Source organism: Alteromonas naphthalenivorans (assembly GCF_000213655.1).
Taxonomy (GTDB): Bacteria; Pseudomonadota; Gammaproteobacteria; order Enterobacterales; family Alteromonadaceae; genus Alteromonas; species Alteromonas naphthalenivorans.
This window is the reverse complement of record NC_015554.1, coordinates 1,553,161-1,579,242: the sequence shown is the minus strand read 5'-3', so window position 1 is coordinate 1,579,242 and position 26,082 is coordinate 1,553,161. Positions and strand designations below refer to the sequence as shown.

At 42.7% G+C, this 26,082-nt stretch carries 16 protein-coding genes and 1 pseudogene; 6 read left to right on the top strand and 11 right to left on the bottom strand.

What is annotated here, in order from left to right; all coding sequences use genetic code 11:
• Nucleotides 1-925 precede the first annotated feature (925 nt).
• The 5 genes from AMBT_RS06795 to AMBT_RS06775 all read left to right on the top strand — a co-directional run bounded on the left by AMBT_RS06795 (nucleotide 926) and on the right by AMBT_RS06775 (nucleotide 7,170).
• The gene (locus AMBT_RS06795; RefSeq protein ID WP_013783869.1) at nucleotides 926-3,766 is read left to right on the top strand and encodes a TonB-dependent receptor domain-containing protein; all 2,841 of its coding nucleotides are present in this window, start codon (nucleotides 926-928) and stop codon (nucleotides 3,764-3,766) included.
• A 446-nt stretch (nucleotides 3,767-4,212) separates the two neighbouring features.
• Nucleotides 4,213-4,974 (top strand): IS5 family transposase, encoded by a 762-nt coding sequence (locus AMBT_RS06790; RefSeq protein WP_013783868.1) that lies wholly within the window; start codon nucleotides 4,213-4,215, stop codon nucleotides 4,972-4,974.
• 249 nt (nucleotides 4,975-5,223) lie between these two features.
• Nucleotides 5,224-6,417, top strand: coding sequence for an MFS transporter (locus AMBT_RS06785; RefSeq protein WP_013783867.1), 1,194 nt, complete (start codon nucleotides 5,224-5,226; stop codon nucleotides 6,415-6,417).
• Between the two features lie 205 nt (nucleotides 6,418-6,622).
• Nucleotides 6,623-6,877, top strand: a complete 255-nt coding sequence (locus AMBT_RS06780; RefSeq protein ID WP_013783866.1) for a ribbon-helix-helix domain-containing protein — start codon at nucleotides 6,623-6,625, stop codon at nucleotides 6,875-6,877.
• Nucleotides 6,878-6,879: 2 nt separating this feature from the next.
• The gene (locus AMBT_RS06775; protein ID WP_013783865.1) at nucleotides 6,880-7,170 is read left to right on the top strand and encodes a type II toxin-antitoxin system RelE/ParE family toxin; all 291 of its coding nucleotides are present in this window, start codon (nucleotides 6,880-6,882) and stop codon (nucleotides 7,168-7,170) included.
• A gap of 112 nt (nucleotides 7,171-7,282) precedes the next feature.
• Here the strand turns inward: AMBT_RS06775 and AMBT_RS06770 are convergent, their stop codons facing one another.
• From AMBT_RS06770 to betB, 5 genes are all read right to left on the bottom strand, one after another.
• Nucleotides 7,283-9,598: a CehA/McbA family metallohydrolase gene (locus AMBT_RS06770; RefSeq protein ID WP_013783864.1), complete on the bottom strand. Its 2,316-nt coding sequence runs from the start codon at nucleotides 9,596-9,598 to the stop codon at nucleotides 7,283-7,285.
• Nucleotides 9,599-9,783: 185 nt separating this feature from the next.
• Complete coding sequence (locus AMBT_RS06765) at nucleotides 9,784-12,141, bottom strand: TonB-dependent receptor domain-containing protein (protein ID WP_013783863.1); 2,358 nt, start codon at nucleotides 12,139-12,141, stop codon at nucleotides 9,784-9,786.
• 70 nt (nucleotides 12,142-12,211) lie between these two features.
• Complete coding sequence (locus tag AMBT_RS06760; RefSeq protein WP_013783862.1) at nucleotides 12,212-13,429, bottom strand: BCCT family transporter; 1,218 nt, start codon at nucleotides 13,427-13,429, stop codon at nucleotides 12,212-12,214.
• A 103-nt stretch (nucleotides 13,430-13,532) separates the two neighbouring features.
• Nucleotides 13,533-15,203, bottom strand: a complete 1,671-nt coding sequence (gene betA / locus AMBT_RS06755; protein ID WP_013783861.1) for a choline dehydrogenase — start codon at nucleotides 15,201-15,203, stop codon at nucleotides 13,533-13,535.
• On the bottom strand, nucleotides 15,203-16,666 hold the full coding sequence (gene betB, locus AMBT_RS06750; RefSeq protein WP_013783860.1) for a betaine-aldehyde dehydrogenase: 1,464 nt from the start codon (nucleotides 16,664-16,666) through the stop codon (nucleotides 15,203-15,205). The genes betA and betB overlap by 1 nt, the downstream gene beginning before the upstream one ends.
• Before the next feature lie 840 nt (nucleotides 16,667-17,506).
• Here betB and AMBT_RS06745 point away from each other — a divergent pair.
• Nucleotides 17,507-18,880 carry a hypothetical protein gene (locus AMBT_RS06745; protein ID WP_013783859.1) on the top strand — a complete coding sequence of 458 codons (1,374 nt, stop codon included), beginning with the start codon at nucleotides 17,507-17,509 and terminating at the stop codon, nucleotides 18,878-18,880.
• Here the strand turns inward: AMBT_RS06745 and AMBT_RS06740 are convergent.
• From AMBT_RS06740 to AMBT_RS23145, 6 genes and pseudogenes are all read right to left on the bottom strand, one after another.
• Nucleotides 18,877-20,052: an RNA polymerase sigma factor gene (locus AMBT_RS06740; protein WP_013783858.1), complete on the bottom strand. Its 1,176-nt coding sequence runs from the start codon at nucleotides 20,050-20,052 to the stop codon at nucleotides 18,877-18,879. The two genes, AMBT_RS06745 and AMBT_RS06740, sit on opposite strands and share 4 nt — an antisense overlap.
• A gap of 4 nt (nucleotides 20,053-20,056) precedes the next feature.
• Entirely contained in the window at nucleotides 20,057-21,061 is a 1,005-nt protein-coding gene (locus AMBT_RS06735; RefSeq protein WP_013783857.1) for an alpha/beta fold hydrolase, read from the bottom strand.
• A 94-nt stretch (nucleotides 21,062-21,155) separates the two neighbouring features.
• Nucleotides 21,156-21,446: a DUF3325 family protein gene (locus AMBT_RS06730; protein WP_013783856.1), complete on the bottom strand. Its 291-nt coding sequence runs from the start codon at nucleotides 21,444-21,446 to the stop codon at nucleotides 21,156-21,158.
• A 6-nt stretch (nucleotides 21,447-21,452) separates the two neighbouring features.
• Complete coding sequence (locus AMBT_RS06725) at nucleotides 21,453-23,162, bottom strand: PepSY-associated TM helix domain-containing protein (protein WP_041452512.1); 1,710 nt, start codon at nucleotides 23,160-23,162, stop codon at nucleotides 21,453-21,455.
• Complete coding sequence (locus AMBT_RS06720; protein ID WP_013783854.1) at nucleotides 23,159-23,440, bottom strand: hypothetical protein; 282 nt, start codon at nucleotides 23,438-23,440, stop codon at nucleotides 23,159-23,161. The genes AMBT_RS06725 and AMBT_RS06720 overlap by 4 nt, the downstream gene beginning before the upstream one ends.
• A 36-nt stretch (nucleotides 23,441-23,476) precedes the next feature.
• Nucleotides 23,477-25,936 (bottom strand): annotated as a pseudogene (locus AMBT_RS23145) (TonB-dependent receptor).
• Nucleotides 25,937-26,082 lie beyond the last annotated feature (146 nt).

Here is a 26,082-nt window from a genome sequence, read left to right as displayed (position 1 = left end):
AAAAGATAAAGCGCTTACTGCCCTCGACGAAGATTAAACTATTTATAATCTTTTCAATTTACTAAATTTCATAGCCAAGCTCGTGGCATTAGTGCTATCACTCGGTTAAACGTTCCAAGGTTTTATTAAGTGTTAGTACGAGAATACCGATACCTATTCATGGGATGAGAGCCCAGATGTAGACGTGACGATTGAAATAACCAGGCTCTAAAAACCGGCCAAAATACAATACACTTTAAGCATCATCCCAGTAACCAGAATGAGAAAAATTATGAATGACACATTGGTCGGTATTACTAATTGAGCCTTATTAGTTCTCCTACTAGAGAACGATACGAGAATGATCAATCTGATAATTTTAGCGTAATCTTAACCTTCCTATTTAAACCTTCCTATTTAAACCTTCTTATTTATACCTTCTTATTTATACCTTCTTATTTAAACAACTAATAACAACTCAATTAACATTCCTCCCCATGCGATGAGCAGCCCAAGTATTAAGATGAAATGCAGAACTAATCTTAAGCAGGTTAAATATCGCACTAACAACTTAAATATTAGCTTATTCGATTCAGAAGATGGATTTCTGAAGTTTTACACCTGAAATTACTGCATGAAAATTGCGCGAAATAAACAAAATTTGACCGCCAGTTTAATTAACACCTAAAGATTTTTCATTTTTCAACCAAAAATCCCGCATATAACAAAAACCTAATGTTTAAATAAAAATCAACAATAAGTTAATACTCCCAAAAGGGTTATTCATTTCTTCGTAAAAAATTGATTTCGTCTGCTCATGCTCATTAGAATGCGCGCCCTCTTAGACACAAGTATAACTTTGAACACAAAATAACCTTTTAAGGCTTGCCTAAAATTTGGCCTTATTTGATAACAAGCACGAAAATTTAATTTACCAGGAACACACATGAAAAATATTGCAACTGCTGTTCGGTTAGCATTGGCTGGAAGCGTCGCGTTGACCTCCGCCAACGTATTGGCGCAAGACTCTGCGACCAGTGGCGCCGATGTCGAAAAAATTCAAGTTACAGGTTCACGTATTTCTCGTCAGGGCGCAATTGCACCTTCGCCGGTTACCGCTATTTCTGGCGAGTCACTGCTTAACTCAGGTGCGATGAACATTGGTGAGGTGCTTAATGAACTGCCCTCTTTAGCTAACACGTTCTCGCTTGGTAACTCAGGACAATTTATTGGTACTGCGGGGCTAAACATTTTAGATCTTCGCGGTATGGGTACAGACCGCACATTAGTGTTGGTCGACGGCAAACGCCACGTATCTTCATCAGCAGGCACAGACGCAGTTGATACGAACACGATTCCAACTTCATGGATTGAGCGTGTTGAAATTGTAACTGGTGGTGCATCTGCTGTTTACGGTGCCGACGCGGTTACCGGTGTAGTTAACTTCATTCTTAAAAAGAATATTGAAGGGTTCGACATTAGCGCAACCCAAGGTTTTGCGCAGGAAAACGGCTATAAGAACGATAAGTATCAAGCGTCTTACGGTTTCAACTTCGACAACGACCGCGGTAACATCGCTTTTGCAGCTGAATATAGCTCACAAGAATCGTTAGATGCGCTAGACAACCCGTGGACTGCCACGTCTTATCGTAACATGAGTTTTGAAAGCATCATGGGTTACGAGCGCAGTGAAGACCAACTAGATTCAACCGCATACCCTGATGATATCTACACGGCTAACGCCGGTTACTACGTGTTAAATAACGCAGGTGTGTTCGGTGATGGAACCAACACTTTCAACGCTGACGGTTCACTTAAAGACATTTATATTGGCGATCAAGTAGACGGCGTTTTCTGCGCTAACTGCGATTTTTTCAACCTTGGCCAGTTCACGCAACTACAGCCTGAGTTTGACCGTACTAACGTAAATGTTAAAGGTAACTACACATTAAACGACGACACCACCGTTTACGCGCAAGCTAAATACGCCCGTACTCGCGCCATTTCTATGGGGCAGCCTGCTTTCTTCTTCTATAGCGATGAAACGACTATCTCTCGAAACAACGCATTCCTAGACGACAGCGTTGCTGAGTACATGGACGCAAACGATCTTGATAGTATCGTGCTAAACCGCATGATGACCGACTTAGGTCGTCGTACAGAGGCGGACGAGCGTGAAACTTATCGCTACGTACTTGGTGTTGAAGGTTACATCAATGATGAGTGGAACTACGAAGCATTCGTAAACTACGGTAAAACTGAGCTAGAGCGTGAGAACCGCAACAACCTGATTCTTCAGAACTTCTATAACGCAATAGACGCTATTGAAGACGACAATGGTAACATTGTTTGTGCATCAGGCAGTGCAGATGGCTGTGTTCCGCTTAACATTATGGGTTACGGTCAGCCTTCACAAGAAGCTATTGATTATGTGAATACCACCTCTGTGGGTAACAGCACAATTGAACAGTACAACGCTGGCGCAACGATTGCGAACTCTGGTATTTATGAGTTACCAGCGGGCTACGTAGGTTTTGCCGCAGGTGTAGAATATCGCAAAGAGAAAAGCGAAATTGAAGAGCCTAATAATGCAGTTGGCACCTTCTTCAATGTTCTTGGCGAAGACAAAGGTGAGTATGACGTATCTGAAGTATTTACAGAACTTACTATACCGCTACTTGAAGGCCTTCCAGGCGTAGATATGCTGACGTTCGACACGGCCGCCCGTATTGCTAACTATTCGTCTATTGGTAATGCGAAGAGCTGGAAGCTTGGTTTAGATTGGCAGGTTTTCGAAGACTTACGAGTGAGAGCGACTAAATCATCAGCGCTTCGCGCACCAAATATTAGTGAACTATACGGCGAAGCTAGCCAAACGTTCTTCAACGTTGACGACCCATGCCGTACAGACAACCTAGATAACCTTGCCAACGCCGACCAGCGTATCGCAAACTGTAACGCATTAGGTGTTCCAGCAGATTTTAACTCTGAGTATGACTCAGCCACGTTGGAAGGTGTAAACGGTGGTAACATTGACCTTCAAGCGGAGCAATCTATCTCTAAAACACTAGGCTTGGTTTACACACCTGGTTGGTTTGAAGGCTTTACTGCTACTGTCGACTATTGGGAAATTGAACTTACCGATGCAATTACCAGCATAGATGGTCAAACTATTCTTGATCGTTGCGTAGACTCTGAAACAGGTATAGATAACCCATATTGCGGCCTTATCGACCGTGATTCAGAAACAGGTGAAATCACGCAAATTCGCAGTTATGCGTTGAACATTGCGGGCCAAGAAGCAAAGGGTGTAGATTTCGAACTAGGCTACGACTTTGATGCGCTAGAAGGTGCCTTTCGTACAAGCCTGATCGCAACCTACCTAAAAGATCGCAAAGAGTTCCCATTCCAAGACAACCCAGACCTATTTTACCAATACGCGGGCACTGCGGGTGAGTCTGATTGGCAAGGTGTATTCACGCTTAATTACAGCCGCGGTGACTGGGAAGCAAGTTGGAAAACTCGCTACATTGAACGTGCAAGCCTTTACGATAATCAAGAGTTAGCTCTCAACCCTAACCCGAGTAATCGTATGGAACTGCCATCATATGCAGTTACTGACGTGACCGCAGGTTACAACTTCGCGAATGGCGTCAACCTAACCGTGGGTATTGATAACCTGTTTAACCGTGCACTGCCTACGGGTACCACTGGTACTGGTTCAAACGATGCTACATACGACAATATCGGCCGCTTTGGTTATGTAACCGTAGCTTATAAAATGTAATTTGCTTTTTATAAGGTCAAGACAAAAACCGGCGTTTCTTCGCCGGTTTTTTTATAGGTAACTCACGCAGCTTACAATGATTCTGACAAGGTTTATTGGCCTTACGCTGATGCGTCTATATTGTTACTGGTATTTTAATTGCTAAAACAAAACATACTCGGTTATTTCTCTTTCAAATCCGAATGCGCTTTTCCTTACTTTTTAATGATGGAAAAAGTAACTCACTAATTTATGTTTTTCCTACATTGCTATCAAAAATGTTGCGGTGAGTGAATAACTAAAAAAGCTATCTGGGCACTTGACCGATAAAACTAAGCTATCTGTGGCGCTAGCAATAGAAATATGATGCATTCCTAAGGCGTGTTGATCTTTCGTGATTGGTTTTTGAGCAGCATGGTAAAGAGTTATAATTTGCTTCGCCAAAAGTAAAAGAACAACTCACTACCATGCCGAGACTAATGCTAACTGATAAGCGGTGGCAAAAGCTACTTCAAGTAATGAAGAGTACAGGCCGCATTTACAATAAACCAGAACATAGAATGACGTTTGAAGGGATACTCTTCCGGCTGAGAACAGGAATTCCTTGGCGTGATTTACCAACAGAATTCGGCGGTTGGAGCGCCGTTTATCGCCGATTCAATTTATGGTCGAAGAAAGGTTTATTGAATATGTTATTCAATGAGTTAGCCAAACTGGCTGATTACGACTGGGTCTTTGCTGATGGTTCGATTGTCAAAGCTCATCAGCATAGTGCCGGAGCAGCTACTAAGGATAATGAGTGCATTGGAAAAAGCCGAGGTGGTAACTCCACAAAAATTCATTTAGCCGTGGATAGTGGTGGGCTTCCAATTTATTTTGAACTATCAGAAGGCCAGAGAAATGATATAGCTCGGGCTCAAAGTCTGGTTGACCATTTAAGGGAAGTAAACATTTTCGTAGGTGACAAAGGCTACGATAGTGACGCATTAAGAGAATATATTGAAGCCAAAGGAGGTATCTCCGTCATACCGAAACGGAACTATGGCCAAGATATAGACAAAGGCAGCGTTGATTGGTGCCTCTATAAATATCGCCACCTAGTTGAAAACGCCTTTGCTCGAATAAAGCATTATCGTTCAATATCAACGAGGTATGAAAAGTTAGCAAGGAATTATGCCAGCATGGTATCACTGGCATTTTCGATGATGTGGCTACCCATGTACTGCTGAGTGAAATATATGCAGCAAAGATCAACAGGCCCTAGCATATAATACCTTTCCTAATAAGAATTCATTGCTTAATGCGAATACCGGTTTATCTCTAGGTTTCCTTTGGCTCAAAACATCCCTACTACACCAAGTTGCTGTATCGAACGTTAACGTAAATACGTTAATTGCTTTCTATCGCGCAATTTCTTACAACGTATTTGTGATTGCTGAGGCTTACATTATTCCTCACCATCAAATTTTAAGGTATTTATGTCTGCATCACCTTCAAACCCAAGCGCCGTAGTTTGGCCTATCTTCGTAATGGCGCTGGGCACATTTGTTTTAGGGCTTACAGAGTTTTCATCTATGTCGATGTTACCTCTTATCGCCGAAACTTATGCTGTCACGCCATCAATGGCCGGCAATGTAATAAGCGGCTATGCCATTGGTGTGGTCATTGGCGCGCCGTCGTTTATGTTACTGACTAACAAGACCAACAGACGCACTTCTCTGATCATCTTTGCAGCAATGATGTGTATAGCTAATGGCTTAAGTGCTATCGCCTCTAGCTTGCCAGAGTTGGTGTTTTATCGTGTATTGTCTGGTTTGCCCCACGGCGCTTATTTTGGTACTGCGTTATTGATTGCCGCTAGTATGGCTCCTGCTGGTAAACGCGCCAGCTATATGTCGATGGTGTTTGCTGGTTTAACTATTGCCACTATTGTCGGTGTGCCCATGGCAACCCTGATAGGGCAAAATATGAGTTGGCGAGTGTGTATGGCGCTAGTCGCGGCCCTTGCGCTCATCACCATCGCACTTATTTATATGTTCGTGCCTAGCAGCCCAGTCACCACGCCAACGAACTTACGGGAAGAGTTTGGCGTGCTTAAGAACAAACTCGTATGGTCAATTTCAGGCATCATATTTGTTGGCTTTGGTGGTGTGTTTTGTATTTATACCTACCTTGCCGATACCATATTAAACGTGACTAACTCGCCAGAAGTAACCATTTCGATTGCCATGATGATGTTTGGTATTGGTACCACTATCGGTAATTGGTTTATTAGTAAACTGGCTGACAAATCTCCTCTTCGTACCACAGGTATTGCGTTGCTATGCAGTGTTGGGGTGTCTGTTATATATGTGTTTGCGGCAAGTAATATTTGGTGGCTTTACCTTACGGTATTTCTGCTTGGTGCAAGCGTGGGCTTAGCCGCCGTTATTCAGTCGATGTTGTTAGATGTTTCACCCACGGGGCATGCAATGATAGGTGCGCTTGTGCAGTGCGCATTTAATACGGCAAATGCTATTGGCCCAATGCTGGGCGGCGCACTATTGGCATCGGGCGCTAGTTTCAACGAAACAGGCTATGTATCGGCTATGCTTTTCTTTGGTGGGTTTATCATGTGGGCGCTTAGTTATTTACAACTGCGTAATCGCAATCCTGCCCTTGCTACTAGCTAAGTTATGTAATAGTGGGGTAGTTTAGGCGCATAAAGTGCCTTTTGACTCCCCACACATCTATAATACTCACTTGCTTCACTAAATACGAAAACCCAAACCTAAAAGGTTCGGGGCTTATTGTTTACGTCGCTAAAACCGAGACGCTTTTGCATTATTAAAATTGGTGTATAATTGAACCTATAACGCACCAAACTATAGTTTTTATATGGCTAATCGTCAAAGTATCAGTATTAATGAACCCAATGCAGAGTGGCTCAAGTTTCAAGTTGAAAGCCAAGAGTATGCAAGCCACAGTGAAGTGATTAATGATCTTATACGGCAGCGACGTAAAGAAGAAGAGGCCGATTTAATTCGCACTAGAGCATTACTGATTCAAGCCGAACAAAGAATTGAAAAAGAAGGCTACAGCAAGCTTAGCATTGAAGACATAAAACAAGCTGCTCTTAATAAGAAAGGCTAACCGTGGCTAAGTACAAGCTATCGCCAGATGCTGCGGACGATATTGAACGTCTATTTCTTTTTGGTATTGACCGATTTGGAGTCAATCAGGCTACCAAGTACTTAAGCGGATTAGAAATTCGTCTGGATCAGATAGCACATACACCGGCCACCTACCCGAAAGTCTCTCACATTCGTCCAGGATATCGCAGAAGTGTGTACGGTGTGCACACAATTTATTTTCGTACAATTGAAAGTTGCAACCAAATAGAAATTAGCCGAGTGATTGGTCGCGAGCATTTAGAAGACCTTTAGGGGCAGTCGTTTTTATCAGCTTTTCTATTAATTAACGAATAAGAACTGAAGAAATGAGGTCAGAATACCTTTACTAGCAAAAGCACTCTGACCCCACTTTCAATATCAACTACTAAAACTGGCTCTCATCAACCAACTCAAGCCAAATAGGATTTGTGAAGGCTTTACGGCCTTCAATATCTTCTACGACCAAAGCAACCCAGCCCGAAACTTGTGGAACTTCAAAGTTAACGGAGTCGTGATCCCCAGTAAGCGTTTTATCTTCAAGCACTACGCTGTTCGCGGCACTTTGCGTATTGGTAGCAGTGGCAGCGTTATCACTACCAATCAACTGCACCGACTTAAGCCCATTTACCGCCACCAAATCGAAAGTAATCGTTCGCGCTTGTGCCTTTGCTAGCTTCATTGTATCGCCAAACATTACGTTTTTAGGGTAAATGACTGGGCCGTAAGACACGTACGAATGGCCATCTTTTGCGGCCTGTGCGAAGCCCTTAGCCGTCGGTTTACTGCCGGTATATACAAACAACCGGTTTAAGCCACTGGTTTGGTTTAACACATCGTGAGTGTCTGATCCTGCGGTAAAATAGTAGGGTAATCCTTCATTCCAAAACTGATGCGCTTTATTAATAGTTGGCTCGTTATTCACCACGGCATTTAACTCAAATAAATCTATGCTAGGGTTAAAGCCGCCCGGCGCTGTGCCTTTATCTAAACTGCTTAAATAGCCATAAGGTATGTAGGGGTGATTTGACGCAATAACGGTAGCGCCCATACGCCGCACATCTTCAATAATGGTATGTATATCATCTACACCTGGATCGACCGTTAATTGCGCGCCACTATCGATAGGAAATGCGTTGAAATGACCCCAAGACGGCGACACTTCAATAGACGGTATAAAGGGCACATCGCGTGCATCGGCTAGAGTTTGAATGGTGTCGTTATTTTTAGTGGAATCATGATCACTTACAAATAACACGTTTAACCCAGCGGCTAGTTGAGAACGCACCAGATTTGTCGGGTTTGTTGACCCTTCTAATACATCGGCATGATGGTGCAGGTCGCCTGCGTACCAACCGTATTTCGTAGGGTACGTTTTTACATCAATAGCACTTGCTAAGGTCGTGGTTTCATTTGCGTTAACGCTTGCCGAAATCAAAGTACTTTTGGCGTTAAAGCCCGCGCCATGTGAAACGCTTAATTCGTATTCCCCTGGTGCCAAACCAAATACGGCGCTGCCAATATTATCAAGGTCGGTGAAGAAGGTTCGTGCCCCTAAATATTCGATGAGTGGTTGATTGCCCTGCTCTATTTTAATTTTTGCATCTATGGGCTGCTGACTCTTCCCATCGATTACATTAAGGCTTATTTCACCTGGGGCGCGAAGCGCATCGAATGAGAGTTTCTGCGTCACGTTCTCTTCAACGGTAATCAGGCGCGTTTTACTGTCTGAATGTTGTTTGCCCGTAGCGTAAACTTCATAGTCGCCTACCGGCAGCGTGAAATCCACATTCTTGCCGTTACCCATGGCCCACATATAAGGCACACCATTTTGCGACACTACAATGGCGGCTTGCTCAACGGTTTGCCCTTCCTGTGTACTTACGTTCGCTTCTATTGTTCCACTTTTAAGTGCCTTTCGCTTTATTTCGGCACTCACAACGGGCGCTAAGTTACCACGGGGCAATACCTGATAATCACCCGAAAAAGTCATATTTTGTGAAGGGCCAAGGGTATGTGCCGCGTATAAATCACGTGACTGATTTTTAGTTTCGCGCATATAAGGTGCGTGCAATGCAACCGCCCATTCTTTGTCGTAACCCACGAAACGGTCTGATAACCATACATTTTCAGATGATTTTTCGGTAGTGTGACTACGAGGAACCGCGAATTTGTATCCGGAATCTGGCCATAAGGTGTAGCCTGAAAGCGCGTCGATATCGCTATCACCTTTATTGGTCATTGTGGTTTCAACATGAATAAGATCGGAGCCCTCAGAAAGGCTGTACGTTGTACTTATTTCAGTTTCGCCAAAGTCTCTTTTGATATTCACGACCGCTTCTTGAGCAGTGTCTTTAAGAATATCAATTTTAGTGTAGGTATTAGGCCAACTTGACCAATTATTTGGAATGAAATCAGCAAAAGCAACGCGGTCATTGCTAAGTGTTCCATCCTCTTTCACATTAGCAATGTCAACTATACAGCCTCTAGCTAAGCCCCACGGCGGCGCTGAATCTACTGCAATAGCGAATGCGAGTTTATCGTTTTGAATGGTTAAATCTTCGTTGGAAATAGCATTCCCATGTGGAATGGCCGTTTTCCCTTTTGTGATACTCACCGAGGCATGACTTGTTTGTGATAAAAGACTCCCCGATACCAATAATGAAATACCCAATAATGCAGGACTTAGCGTCGAAAACTTCATAAAAACACCTTATGTGGTAATACAAGTCGTTTGAGTGAATGGCGCATGAAAAAGACAACAATAGCGCGTTAGTATGTAAACCGTGTGATAACACTTAAGAATAAAGCCGCAGCCAGTAAGCCTGGTTGCGGCTTTATTATTTTTATTCTAAAGCGCTATTGAATAACGCTTTTACACCTCTTTAATTACATAGCAACGCGTACGTTGAAAGAAGCGATGCGAGGGGCACCAATCCATCCGGCGTTTGCAGCAATAGAACCAAGGTAATCTTCATCGAACACATTGTTTACGGTAAAGCTTAGCTCCACGCTATCAATGCTACCGCCAATGTCGTAAGCCGTTTTACCTAAATACAAGTCACTTACAATGTAAGAGTCAGTTTCTTGTGTATTAGCTTGGTCTAGGAAACGCTCACCTACGTATTTTGTGCTAAAGCCAGCGTAGAAATCACCTTTGGTGTAATCAAAACTAACTACGGCCATGTCTTCTGGCGAACCGATTACGGTGTTACCGCTTACGCCTTCGTCAGTGTAAGTCGAGTCGTTTTTAGTATATGAAACATAGATGCCTAATGAATCAGTAATGTTGTAATCAATAGATGCTTCTATACCATCGGATTCAATACCACCGTCATTGATGTAGCCGCCTGCAGCAGATTCTAAGAAGTCGATACCATTTACGTCTTCGTTACTTACAAAGGTAATGCGGTTTTCAAATTCAATCGTGTAATACGTTAAGCTTGCATTGAACCCAGGCGTTGAATAACGCAAACCGAAATCGATATTGTCTGCGGTTTCTGGCTCTACCGTACTGATATCAGTGTCGTCACGCTCTAATACCGCATCTTTAACCGCTGCAAAGTTCTCTGCATATCCACCGAAAAGCTCTAAACCATTAACCGGTAATGGTGCAACGAAACCAGCTGAAATAAGTACATCGGAATCAGAGGATATGTTTAAGTTATTTTCAGGGGTAAATTGGTCTTCTTTAGACACATCAACGTTAAACTGCTTTGCCCCTAAACGAATTTTAGCGAAGCCTGCATCGAGTTCGTTTTCAACATAGTACATAAGGGTTTCAACAGGAAACTCTCGGTCGTACTGAATCCAATAAGGGGTGTTTTCGTAGCGAGCGCTTGTTGAAGCGTCAATGGTTTTGTGCCAATCGCGGTATTCGTCACGCTGATAATCTTCATACCAAAAACCACCACGAACTACGTTGTCCATATCGGCAATGGTTGTGTTCCATACGAAGTCGCCGTTAATACCGTAGCGCTTTTTGTTGTAATGTGTATGACGGTTAGAGCTTACTGCAATAGCGCCTTGCTCATAGCAATTTGGATCAACTTCAGCGCCACCACCACCGTAAGGTGAACTGATTGAACTGACACAGTTATCAATAGGTGAAAGGGCTTCGCCAGCACTATTAACAAAGTAGATTAGGCCTAAGGTGCTGCCGCCGTTTACGGTGCTTGAAGTATTTAATTCAGAGTTTGCATTACCTGCGCCGTCATCAGTTACATCGGCAATATAGTATGGGTTCCACTTACCTGCACCTTCGTTTTCGTGATAATAAACGTTAGTACTAAAATCAACGCTTCCTACTGAGAAATCGGCTTTTAGATAGGTAAAAAAATTCTCGCGCTCGGTAACCCACCCTTCGCGAAAAACCTGATCTTGATAAGGAATACCAGACCACGTATCAGTTAGTCCATCCCATTCCGGGTTTTGAGCATACTGGGCTAACCCATAAACACGTTGATAAGTGTATTCTTGTGCATCGTCGTAACTCACGTAGCCGGTAAGGTCTACTTCACCTATTGTGCTAATGATTTTACCTTCTAAATGGTCACGGGTATTAGTCACTGACCCATCCATGTAATCATCATTTTGCTGAGTAGATAACGAAATCCATGCAAACGTATCTGGAGCAATCTCGCCGGTATCATAACGAACATACACTTTACTGGCATTGTATTCTGCAAACGTAGTGCTTACTGTTAGTTGCTCGTCTAGTGCAGGCATGATGGTTGTGAAATCCATCGTACCGCCTAGCGCTTCATTCGAACGAGAGCTAATATCAGCGGTACCCTGTGAAACAACCGTGCCACGTAAGTTTTCGGTATCAATATATCGGCTGGCTTTAGTACCACCACCGTAGTTAGAGTTACCGTTGGCGATGCCATCAACGGTCATCCCAATTTGCTGAGAGTCAAGGTTAACCTGAAAACCACGAATTGAAATCGTAGTAGACCATTCATCAGAACCAAAAGGGTCGCCTTCAGTTACCAATACACCTGGTAAATTGTCGATAAGTGCCAATGCGCTAGTCATCGGGGTTTGTTGCTTTTTCATTTCTGTTGAAGTTGCACTGTTAGCGTATGAAACATTACGCCCAGTTACTAATATTGATTCAACATCTTTGTCTTCTTCAGCTGCTTGCGTTTCTGCTTCTTGAGCTAGCGCATGCATTGACGTTAATGACGTCGCTGCAAGTACAGATAAAGCGATTAAGCTTCGTTTTTTTGGCACATAAGTGTTCATAAAACTCCCGTTGTGTGTTGTGTTTTATTTTCTGTTATTAGATAGATAGTGATGTTTTTATTTGAGGCTCTTAAGGCCCTGAATCTATTTTTGTAAAATCGATTTCGTTGTCTTCAGGAGAACTATCGATATTTTTTACGGTTTTAGGTTTGCGATACAGCATGAAAAACGCACAGCTGAAAAACAGGCCGATGACTAACGCCCCTACCCACTGAATTTGTAAAAACTCGAATTTAAAAAGCAGTGTCAGCAAGGAAAGCATGACGACATTCATGGCAATATATTTAAATCTGCCAAAGCGCTTCACCGTTAAATTTAAGTTGTCTGTGTACAGGCGAATTAGCGAATCTAATGAGTTAATAACAAATACAATCCCTACGAAGGCCATCGCAAAATTCTTTAAGCCCGTGGTGGGTATGCCAGCTTCGTGATATTGATAAATAACGCTAAACCATACCGCGATAGGTATTGAGGGAAATATCAGCATGGCACCTAGCACTTGATAGGTGCGTAAACCACCTACAAAACGCGAAGTGAACTGCCCAATCATGATGCTCCACGCGAACCACCAAAATAGGTAAAACTCGTGGTATTCGTTTAGCGGCAATACGAAGTGTTCAATGTTTCCAAAGTAACTACCGATGAGTTCTAAATTATGTGTAAATGCGGCAATTTGGCTGTGACTTCCCAAGAAGGCGCCCGCCCACATGAAGCCAATTAACGCAATAAACAACCATGTGGTAGAGATACTTAATAGCCGTACATATTTAATGTCGGTGCTCGAGTAAACCGCAAAGCAGATAGCCGCGAACACGATGAAATAGAAAATTGGAATGATAGATTCGCCATCGCCGATAGCGGGTAAATACCAGGGTAAATTCGACAGTAGTAAAAATGCGGTAAAGGCGCAGGTACCAATAATCACCACGTTATTAATGAATTTAACCAGTGGTATTTCGAAGAACTTAACCTTGGGCTCTACCACGCAAAAATAAAAACAGGTAAGAAAGTAAAAGCCCCATATTAGAAAGCCCCAATAGCCAAACTCAATGGCAATAGGGTTAGTAAAGGCGTATTCAGGGTTCGCTGCTATGTTTGCATAGCCACCGAACTCGGTAAGCGGAAACATGATTAGGCCAACGTCTAGGCCCGAGGTAAATAGAATGGCGATAAAAGTGAAAAGCCTAACCGGGGTGACACCGATACACTTCACATTTCCCCATTTAACAAGAATAACCACAATGGCTAATAGGGTGAAAATGATCCCAGCATTAAGCCATAAGGTCATTACTACCTCCCCAAAACAATCGATAATGCTTCATCTTTCTTCCTGTTGTTATATTTTTCATACGTACCAAAAATGCCTTTTTGGTACGTGTAGGCCGCTCAGATTAAATCGTTGAATTACGCTGAACCGTTTCCCAATTATTTGATGTAGCAACGTTAACCGGTGAATGTGCTAGCGCAGGCTTGCCCAGTATTAAATCAGCCGCTTTTTCTGCCACCATAATGGTAGGCGCGTTTAAGTTGCCATTAGGTACGGTTGGGAAAATTGAAGAATCCACAACACGTAGGCTCTCAATACCATGTACTTGCGTATTGGAATTCACTACTGCCATGGCATCTTCACCCATTTTGCACGAGCAAGACGGGTGATAAGCGCTTTCAACCGCTTGGCGCACGAAGGCGTCAATTTCTTCATCGGTTTGAATATGCTTACCAGGTTGAATTTCATCTTCTCGGTAGTCGTCAAACGCGCTTTGTTCAATGATTTCACGGGTTAAACGCACGCAGGCACGAAAGCCTTCAATGTCGTCTTGATGCTGCAAGTAGTTAAATTGAATTTTGGGTGCGTCGGTAGGATTAGCCGTTTTAATAGTAACGGCACCGCGGCTTTTAGGCTTGTTGTGACCAACATGCACCTGAAAACCATGGCCATCAAAGGCACTGAGCCCGTCGTAACGCATGGCCGCTGGTAAGAAGTGATACTGAATATCTGGCCATTCAACACCAGGCTTCGAGCGAATAAACGCGCAAGACTCAAAATGGTTGGTGGCGCCTAACCCTTTGCGGGTAAACATCCAACGTGCACCAATTAGTCCTTTTGAAATCAGCCCTAATTTACCGTTAAGCGTAATAGGCTGTTTGCACTTATATTGAAAGTAAAACTCCAAGTGATCTTGTAGGTTCTGCCCTACCCCTGGCAAATGGTGCTTAACGTCAACGCCTGCTGCTTTAAGCGTTTCGCTGTCGCCAATGCCAGAAAGTTGTAAAAGGTGTGGCGAGCCAATAGAACCGGCACTTAACACCACCTCTTTATTGGCTTTTGCGGTAACACGTTTACCGTTTACGCTGTACTGCACACCCACCGCTTTTTTACCTTCAAGTATGACTTTTTCAGCCAGGGCACCGGTAACAAGCGTTAGGTTTTTCCGCGATTTAACCGGGTCTAGGTATTCACGGCTAGCCGAACTGCGCACGCCGTCTTTCACGGTCATGTGCATTGGACCAAAGCCTTCCTGCTGGGCGGCGTTATAATCAGCCGTTGTAGCGTAGCCCGCTTCCTTTCCCGCTTCTATAAAGGCGGTGTATAAAGGGTTGGCCATTTCGTTGCCATTGTTAACCCCTAAAGGGCCCTTTCCACCACGGTAGTCATCATTACCTAAATAAAATGACTCGGCTTTTTGAAAATAAGGTAAACAAGCTTGGTAGTTCCAGCCTTGGGCGCCGTGTTCTTCCCACTCATCGAAATCTTTTGCATGGCCGCGAACGTACACCATACCGTTAATTGATGAGGAACCACCCAATACCTTACCTCGTGGGCAATGCATTTTGCGGTTATCTAGAAACGGCTCTTCTTCGGTGTGGAACTGCCATGCATATTTGTCGGTATTCATGGGAATAGATAACGCCGTGGGCATTTTAATAAAAATGCTTTTATCACTGCCGCCGGTTTCTAGCAAAAGCACGTTATTATTTGCGTCTTCTGATAGTCGGTTAGCCAACACACACCCTGCAGAGCCAGCACCCACTATGATGTAATCATATGCTTGCTTACTCATTAAAACGGGCTCTCTATGTCGGTCATGCCCACATATACAGATTTGGTCTGGGTGTAGTGATCTAGCGTTTCAATTCCATTTTCGCGGCCAATACCAGACTGCTTATAGCCGCCCACTGGCATTTCAGCCGGTGAATTACCATAGCTGTTTATCCAACAAATACCGGCTTGCAGCTTATGGATAACGCGATGTGCCCGTTTAATATCTTTGGTAAACACACCTGCAGCCAAACCTAAGTGGGTATTGTTAGCACGCTGAATAACATCGGCTTCGTCTTCAAACACCAACACACTCATGACTGGGCCAAAGATTTCTTCTTTAACAATAGTCATTTCGTCGGTGCAATCGGTGAATACAGTAGGTGCTACAAAGTAGCCGTTTGGCGCTGATTCAGGGTTAAGCGTTGTACCGCCCGTTAGCACGGTAGCGCCTTCTTCAACACCTTTATTGATGTAGCTCATCACTAAGTCTTGGTGATTTTTAGAAATAAGTGCGCCTAAATTCACGTTTGGATCGAGCGGGTCGCCAGCCACTATGTTTTGTTCTGTACGGGTTTTAAGTTCGTCAATAAAGGCTTGGTATACCGATTTATGCACGTAAACCCGTGTACAGTTTGTGCAAACTTCACCTTGGGTATAAAAGTTACCCAGCATGGCTGCGCTTACTGCTTGCGATACGTCGGCGTCTTCAAACACCAACAATGGCGATTTACCACCAAGTTCCATGGTGACGTCTTTTAATGAACCGGCTGCATTCGCCACTACTTTTTTGCCTGTACCGACTTCGCCAGTAAAAGACACTTTTTCAATATCTGGGTGTTGGGTTAACCATTGGCCAACTTCTGCTGCACCTTGTACAACATTGAACACGCCAGCGGGTACGCCCGCTTCAAAGAAAATTTCAGCAAGTTTAATAGCACCTAATGGTGTTTCTTCTGAAGGTTTAAATAGTAAGGCGTTACCTGCCGCTAAGGCTGGGCCAGACTTCCAACATGCAATTTGTAATGGGTAGTTCCAGGCACCAATACCTGCACAAATGCCAAGTGGCTCTTTACGTGTATAGTAGAAGTCGTCGCCTACCATCTGCTGTTGACCTACTTGCGTAGGAGCAAGGCCAGCAAAGTACTCAATGACATCAGCACCGGTTACAACGTCTACACACTCGGCTTCTTGCCAAGGTTTACCGGTATCTAGCACTTCAATTTTAGCCAGCTCATCATTTCGTTCACGAAGTAACGCTACCGCTTTTAATAGAATACGGCTGCGCTCAACCGGTGTCATAGCAGACCAAATAGCAAAGCCTTCTTTTGCGCTTGCTATTGCCGCTTGTTGTACCGCTTCGTCTGCCACTTCAACATGGTAAATAACGTCGTCGGTAGCAGGGTTTTTAACCGCAAACGTCTCACCACTGCTATTAGCAATGAACTTGCCGTGAATAAAATTTTGATAAACTGGAGTCGTCACATTAAACCTATTTTGATAACTATCAGCAGCTTAGAACCCACTGATATTGTTCAAATTTACTTCGTCAGGCGTGCTTACCGCTTCACGCAGGCCTGATCGCTCGAAATAACACACATACTGCTTAATTAACGTCTTGAATCCGTTATTTATGCTTAAAACGTTTACAAACAGCGTTTTCACTAACGCCTACAAATGCTTTGCAACCGTTATACAGCGGCTAACTGAAAGATAGATTAAAGAAGCCCCTCTATTGTGTATTGAAGACTAAAAAAGAAATCTAACTCTATCTGAGAAATGTGTATTTTTTATTAATTGATCGTTCAATAAAAATAAATACTAAGGGATTAACACTAATAATTCAACGTTGACAAAGGCTGAATTTATTTAAAAATGATTTGAGCTAAATCTAAGGCGCTTTGTTTGAACCCAAACACAAAGGTTAAAATGCGCACAATACGCTGTTTTATTAGCTTAATTCTTTCGATTTAGATTTATTTATATACAATTTAAAGGGGTAGTTATCATGGCCTTCGACAACATTCGCTTTTTAGAATTACCGATTAGATTGAACACGAACAATTCCTTACACTAAGTACCAGCCTATAAGAAGATTACAAAACAACCAGAAAAATCCGAAGAAGTTAGTCTTATTTCATAAGAGTATTTCATAAGTGGACAGACAGAATTGTTTAGTTCGAATGGTTTCAACGTGTAGTAGCGTGCTATCAGTGGCGATATTAGTGCAATTTAATTCGTAGTATTCTTCGTAACAAAACCAAAATAGTGCATACTTTCGTAAGAAGCGGTAACACAGTGATGAATAAGGCGAAAATTACCTAAGTGCACAAAATTAAACTCACGCAAGATGAAAACCTGTCTTTTAGAGTCGATTATCAGCTATTACCGAGTGATCATCAGCGTCTCGACCTGTTTTTTTCACTGCCTGATGAAATGGGTATTAGCTCGAAGACCCTTACCGAAGAACAGTATTTTCACCACAGTATTCAAAACCACAGCGCCTATTATTCAGATCAGTTGCATGTTCCTTTGGTTCGAAGCCGCTTTATCAGTCAGAAAAAAGGCGAGCAAAGTGATTACCGCTTAAATTTAAACTTATACTCGTATCAAATCCGTACCGCACTCGACACAGACGTTAAGCAAACGCTGAAGATTAAAGATAGCAAAACGTTTTATCCTCAAGCTATCGTGCTAGCAGAGCAAACCTCAGCTCTGTTAAAAAAACTTAGGCGCTACACCCCTTCTGACGAAAAACTCCGGGCGTATTTTGAGAATGCCGATAATTATTTGAGTTGGCAGGTAGAGCAGTCTTTTTTAAAGCTATTATCCTCTGCCCCTAAAAGTAGCGATTATTCCAGTGAGCGGAAATTTCTTTTCGATTTTTGTAGACGAGAAAGTCAGTACCGCGCAGATAATCAGTACAATTCGCAGATTACGTTAGATGACCCAAACCGCATTACGAACAAAATGCGGCTATTACAGCGTTTAATTGAATACGGTGTGGTATTTCAAAAGAAAACGAAAAGCCTTAATACTTATTTAAACCGCTTGGTTAAAGGTACGGTAACCGCTGTGATCATGGCTGCAGTGATGGTTTTAGTGCTAAACGCTCGTACTAATTTCACTGAGGTGACGGTGGCCTTCGTAGGTATTCTGGGGGTTATTTATGGGCTACGGGAAATCTTTAAAGAAGACATTACGCGGGTAATTTGGAGGCGTATTCAAAAAGGTTTACCGAAGTGGAAAATTATTTATAGCCACAGCGTAAATAAAAGCAGAATAGCCACCCAAACTATTTGGCTTGAATACATTCGTAATAGAGATTTACCTAAGCAGGTTGATAGACTGTATCAAACCCGTAGGCAGCAAAACAAACAAGCCGCTCAGCTGTTACATTTTCGTAGTGACACTCGCGTAAATGCGAAAAGCTTCTTGCCAGGTTACGATGATATACAACAGCGTATTTATTTTAACCTCACCCCTTTTGTTCGCTTTCTCAAAAAAGGCGAAGGTAGGCTGTATTCGCTAGAAAACAATAAAATTACTAAGCAGGCTGTAGAGCGACGCTATCAAATAAATGTAGTGCTCATGCATACTGACAAGCAAAAGCACCAGCAAGTACAGCGATTTAAGATAACCCTAAACCGCTCTACTATTATCAATATTGAAGCGCTGGAAGTACGTGAAGCAGATTAACCTATTACCAATCGCCCACTATTAATCAGCCCTGCGATTAACCCTATAAAACCAAGAATAAGACCACCGTAAAGACCTAGCATGTTAGAAACATTCATTGATTGCTCATATTGAATGTTTTCCCCTTTGAGCTGTCCGTGCTGTTCATACTTTATATCGGAAGATGGCGTATTTAGTTTCTGCGAAGTCGAGTAAATAATCTGATGAGCCCGCTTTGTTAAAATTGCGATACCTGCACCAAACCCGCAGTAGGTTAACAATGGAATTATAAATCCAGTAGACAATTCATAAGAGGCCGCAAATAGCATACCCCAAACAAAAATCCACACTAAGGTGTAATTACGCACCCGCTTAAGTTTTTTCTTATCAGGCTCATGTTTCATGTGACGTTCGGCTAACTTATGTGATGCAATTACCGCTACCATGGCAACAAGCGCACCTAACATAGCGCCACTAAATACCCACAACACTTTACTCCAAAGACTGTTAAATACACCGCCTTTAGAAGCACTTCCCGTAGCCCCTACGGCTACCGCCGCAGTTGCAGATTTAGGGTTAGCTAATAAGGTTAGCGTCATTGAAGTAAATGTGACCGTAGGCGTTGTGGCAATAATAATGCGACTGAATTTGTCCAGCGTTAGGGTTTTAAGCATGGCTCGTGCTCGCGAAAGCTTTTTTCTTACTGCAGCATCAGAAATATCAAGTAATTGCGCGACATGTTTTGTAGAACATTGCTCTCGATAATATAACAACACCACTTCTCTACTATCCGATGGCAGTTCATCTATAAGGGCTGCGATTATTTTCTTTGTTTGCTCGTCTGATATCTTAGTTTCCAGCGCATCGTCACTTTTACAGAAACTTGCCAGTATATTTTCGCCCTCATCACCTTTTATCGATTTCGAAACTTTATTGTCTCGTAGATAATTAATGGCCATATAACGCGCCATTTGGCGTACCCAAGGCATAAAGCTTTTGGGGTTGGTCAAAGTAGATAGATTTTGCCAACAGTTAATAAATACTTTTTGCGCTACGTCTTCGCTAGCATCCATGTCTTTTACAATACCAAGCGCAATTGCACTTACCGTATTTTTGCTTGCATTAATTAAGCGCTCAAAAGCTTTAATATCTCCACTTTGCGCGGCAATGACATCTGAAGAATACACATCCATGCGCTTACTCCTTTCCTATAAACTGTGTTGTCTGTTGCAGTAACCATGGCAAATCATCGTACATAATAAAATGACGAGATTGTGTGTTCATCACCACTTTTGCTTGCTTAGCATTGGCAAATTGTTCTGTGTATAACTGTTTAACCATCTCTTTACTGTCATTATCACTAAACCCGCCACTGGCTCCGAGAAATAGTATAGGAGTATTACTGGAGGTTATAGCCGACCGTAAGTCGGATGTCATCAAGTCTGCCATTATTTGCCCCACTGTCTCTGGGTGCGAACTTGATGCCATAGACAGCACTTTAGCTTGGTTCAATTCGCTGGTCGTTTGAACGTGGATACCTTGACGTGTATACGCGCTTAACTGCTCTTGATTCATATTAGCGTACTGTGATTTAACGCTCATTGCATAAGGTTCTGCCTGTGCTGCTGTGACCTTATTACTACGAGTAAAAATAGGGGTAATAAAAGGCAGGCCATCTACTGAGACCACTTTACTTACTCTTTCTGGTAGCGCAAGTGCAAGCTGGTAAGCAATATGACCTCCCATGCTATGTCCAACGACTATCACATTATTTAAGTTATTATTTTCAATATACGATACCAGCGCAGCGGTAATTTTTGATAACCGATTATTTGGATAAACTTTGTTGTCCGCAAAACCCGCCACTTGGGCAAAGTGGCTTCGATATTGCCCCTTATAGTAACTACCAAGCTCGTGGGATAACTCTGACCAAACTGAAGCGTTAGACATTAAGCCAGGTATAAATAACACGTTTAGTTCATCATATTTGATAGGCTTGTTGGAACTGCTGTCATTATTCCTGCTTATGGTTTGAGTACTAGGGGTTTGAGTGCTGGGGACTTGCGTCTTGGCGCTATCAATTTGTTCGTAAACGGTGACAGGTACAGTGGCTAACGCAGAGGTATCTTCTGCGTGTAGGGTCGCTGAATTAATTAACAATATGGCGGCAGAAAATAGCGTAATTAAGTTTAAAAATTTCATGGTTTCACTCCTCTTTAATTTATAGTCACGCGCTGCAGCAAAAGTGTGACAACAATTTTTCGGAGTAAATTAAAAAAAGTAATAGTATTGGCTATTATTTGTTAATTGATAACGCCACTAAAAAAATAGCACCACTTATTAGGCTAAACCACCAAACAAGTGATATCGCCAGCGAAGGCGTAGCATTAACCGCGACTATTAAAGACCCTACCACCAATAGCCAACCACTTATACGCAGGCCATTTTGAATAAATTTTTTGCCATCAACCTTACGCGTATGGCGTTTTTTATTTTCATACAACCACCCTACTAGTTTGAAATGTTTGTTGCTCGCTAATGCAAGTAAACCAATACCAAGTACCACTAAAATAGTTACCGTTAACATGTCTAACTACTCTTTTTTTGTTTCTAGGTTATCTTGATTACACGTTGCGCCACTTAAAGAGGAGGCGGACAAACGAACTCTTAGCCAATACGCTAGTGCTGAAAAAACAGCGCCGCATAATACAAACCCTAGAAAGAAACTTAAGTAAGTAATGTCTGCGGTACCAACGGCACCTTTTATTCTTTCAAAAGGCATACATATTCCAACCACTGCTAGACTTATAAAGCTTACGACAGCAACCAATGTCTGTTCAAACCACGCGTTTTTTGCAGGCCTAAAAATGACGTGTACCAAGCAGTATAGCCAAGCAACAAAAAACGCACTAATTTCCATGTTAGCTCGGTTTAAGGTGTCGGCAGGGATAAGCCGGTTAGCAAGCAAAAAAACGGGCGTTGCAATGGCCATTCCCATAATGGAAGCGATGTTGCCCTTTTCCATAATGTGTAACGATAAGGGAATACGCTTTTGTCCTTTACTAAGGTTTGTACGCCGCTGATTAACCCAAATAATTAACCCCGACGCTATAAGCACGCAGCTCAATACACCTAAGCCAAAGAGTAACCATCTTAAGCCAGTGGTAGCAAAGTTCGCTTGGTGTAACCCATACATTATTCGCCTGAAAGTGGCGGGTGCACTTTCATCTTCATAGCCTTCAAGAGGCGTTGCAGTATAACTTGAATAAACAAGTCGGTCGGCGCGGTTCGAAACCGTTAGGCTTTTAGTGCGTTCAATAATAAAGCGGCTATTTTCGTTACCCGGCGCTTCTACCGTGATTCGCTTAATCGCGTGTGGCTCTTGCCATTGTGCTTTTAAGCTAGTCAGTATGGCTGAGTACGCTATCGATTTGCTTAGCATATATTCAGAGGCGCCTGCTGCCGAGCTTTTTACCGAGTTTGCTGCCGTACTTGTACTATTAGTAAGTGGCGGAAGCGATGGGATGATTGCTTTATTTACGCCCCGCTCGCCTTGTTCAAAATGCATATTTGCCGAAAAAGGCGTGTACATAATGGCGTAAATCATAATGGCACTTATACAAATCATTAAGCAAAAAGGTAGCGTTACAATGCCGACTAATGCATGAAGATCGGAAGTCCATTTTGATATCTTGCCTTTGCGTAAGGTAAAAAAGTCTTTGAAGAAACGCCTATGAGTATAAATTCCACTGAAAAGAGTAAGCAGCATAGCCATAGCGGCTATTCCGGCGATATAGCGGCCGCCGTAACCTCTAAGCTGCAAGGTATAGTGGAAATTCCTGAAGAACAATCCCCCTTTGGTGTCGGTTGTTGACCCAAGAAGCGTAGCGTCTTTGTTAAAACTCACCGTATGACGTATTTTTCCCTCACGCCACTGAACATACCAATGTTGCTCTCGGGCGGTAGGTAGGTAAATTCGCCATGAACTAGCGTTTTTGGCATGATGTTGTAAGTAGTTTAACGATTGTTCTATCTGGAATCGCTGACTCTCTTGCGCCCCCTTTGTCTTGGTCTGAGTATTGGTTTGCGTCTTGGTTTGCGTATAGCTCGCCTCGTCTACCACAATATTTCGGTCAAACCCATCACTTACAATAACCTGCCGCTCTGGCATCATCCAATACGTAATTTCTGGGGTAAAGTAACTTAGCGTACCCGTTACGAAAATAACGAATAACAACCAGCCAGAAATAATGCCTAAGTAGGTATGAAGCCAAATCATTGTTTTTCTGAATGTTGTTTTCACAATACCTCTACCAAGGGCAAAAATAGCACGGCTAACGCGATAATCAGAGTACAGCTAATCAGCCATCTCACAATGTTCGATACCGCGAAACTAGAAATAAATAGAATAAAAAAAGCGACATAACTCATCATGCTAGCAGTGAGCACAGCTACGCCTTTGTTGATATGCAATAAATGCACGAAAGAATAGGTTAAGTAAATGGATAACAGTGCGGATAACGCATAGCCGCCAATGATGGCGACTATGCTACGCAGTATAATAGCTACGTTTTTATTCAAGCGGTTTAATACCTGTCTTACTATAAATGCCTAGGATTAAAAGCGGTACGCAACCGTTAACTTGGCATTTCGTTCTTCACCAGGAAGACCACCAAGGTACATAGCGCTACTATAGTAATCGGTATTATCAAGGTTTTTGATATTTAGCTGAACATCCCAGTCGTCAGACACATAGCTAATTGCAGCATCCCATACTGTGTATGAATCTACGAAGGCATAGTAAATACCAAACGCAGATGCTGAAATAGTACGCTCATCTTCATAAGACACACCCACACTGAATTTAACGGGTGCAGGTAATGCGCTGAATGAATGGCTGTAGGTCAACCACGTACTTGCCGTTTTTTCGGCAATACCTTTGGTTTGTTCTTCATCAGTACTACTAGCAAAATTACCCGGTTCCGTTACTGGCTCTTGGTACGTAGCATTAGTGTTAAGCGCCCATTGCTCATTAATGTCGAAGTTAATATCAATTTCAACACCGGTAGTACGCTCTTGCTCATCGTAGTAGAACTCTGGTACATCAATGTTGTAAGCAGGGTCGTCAATATTGTCTTCATACAATGGGTTAGTGTATTGCAGGTTCGTTCTTGCGGTATCGAACACTACGATTGAACCAAGTAACTGTTCAGATAACGCGGTAAAGCGTAACCCTAAATCCCACGAGATTGACTCTGAGTCAGGGCGGTTATCTTCTTCGCTCAGTGAACCTAAAACACTGTAAGCGGTTCTACCTTTTGAATGGTTTATAAAGGTAGAGATATTCGGTGTTACTTTGTAGGTTAAGCCTAAGTTGTAAGTGAAACCATCATCGTCGGCATCGTACTCTGGGTTACCATCGCTATATTGGTTCAAATAGGTTTGTTTAACCGCACCATAAGCACCGCCGAAACGACCTGTTAGGTATTCATTAAAGTACAACACTTCTTGAAAACTTACGCCCCAGCTAGATACGTCTTTTTCATACTTGCTGCGAAGCGATGGGTTGTAATCATCGAACGTACCCGTTGGTCAGTTTGGATTACGAATATCTAAAATGTAAGGCACTGCATCACTTCGAGTATCGTCAGCATCCCAAATAGACCACTGCGCGTAGGACATTTCGTGATCTTCGTAGTTCGCGCTAAACAGATGCTCACCTTCAACGCTGCCAGCCGACCACGTATTCGTAACATCAATAAAGTATTGCCATACTTTTTCGTCAGCCACAATGTTTCGGTATTCCTGTCTACGAGCGGCAAACGGGTACAACACATCGTCAATAACTAACGGCGCACGTGGCTCCAAGTTGATTACATCTGTACGTTCTGCATACACATAGTTGTATGCACTGGTTTGGCGAATATAGTCAGTCTCGTATGTACGGTATTGTAATTGCTGAGTCAGTGACCAGTTATCCGCTAAGTTCACATCTTGGCGTATTTTGATACGAAACTCTTTTCCTTCGTTTGGCTCTGACAATGGTGAAATAAGGCTAGTATCACCTAAATCATAGGGTTGAACACCATCTGTAGAGGTTAGCGAAGCTGCAAGCTCTGCTATTTGCTCATCGGTTAGTTGCAATCCACCGCTATCTACGTCGCCATTAACTAAATCTGACGCGGTAACACTACCAGCCTCAGCATCTAATAAGGTTAAGTCGATTAAGCGTACCGGATGACCGATAGAGTCAATCTGCACTGCATCGTCGATATATGCAGCGGAAATTAAAAATTTGTTGTCGGGAGAATAGTCATATCGCAATGAAGTATAAAGCTCGCTTCGTTCATCACTAAGTCCACGATAGCCGTCTGATTGTTCATGATTAGCCACTACGCGATAAGCCAATGAGTCATTAATGGCGTTTGTTGCATCAAACATTAGTGAGTAACTGTCCCAACTACCTAACGATGCTTCTATCTCGTATCGCTCTTCAAACTGTGGCTTTTTCTCAATAAGGTTGATAATCCCGCCTGCTTCACCCATACCGTAAAGACCCGTTGCAGGGCCTTTTAACACTTCAATGCTTTCTACATTAGTCATTGAACGTGTTGGGTTGTAGCTATTACCTAAATCTGCACCAGCATAAATACCATCGTAGGTGTAATTTACACCTAAGCCACGAATAGCAAGGTTATCGCCTACCCCGTAGTTATTGCCATCTTGGGTTAAACCACTAATGTTACGAATACTTTCTTGTAGCGTGTCGACGCCTTGTTCTTTTAATAATGTTCCATCAACCAATACTACAGCGGCAGGCGTTTCCATCAAACTCATGTTCGACTTAGTAGCCGTACCAGATTCTAATATCAATCTGTTGTGACGACCGTAAACGGTAATGATATCTAGGTTTTCGTCCGTTACAGCTTGTTCTTGTTGTGCTTCTTCACCACTTTGCTCTAAGGACGTAAAATCCTGAGATTGAACAGCTTGGGCCGAGATTGCAGTGGTATAAAAAAGGGAGAAAATCGCAGTAGCTGCGCTAACTTTGGTTGTGTGTGTGAAGTCTATGTGCATTGTGTGTCCGCTTTATTAATTGCAAATGATAATCACTTTTATTATCAGGCGCACATGGTATTTAAACACACTATTAAGTTCAACTAAATTTACACAAAATCCTTATTTTACTACTCCCTCTACTTGTAACTAATCAGTGTTTGGCG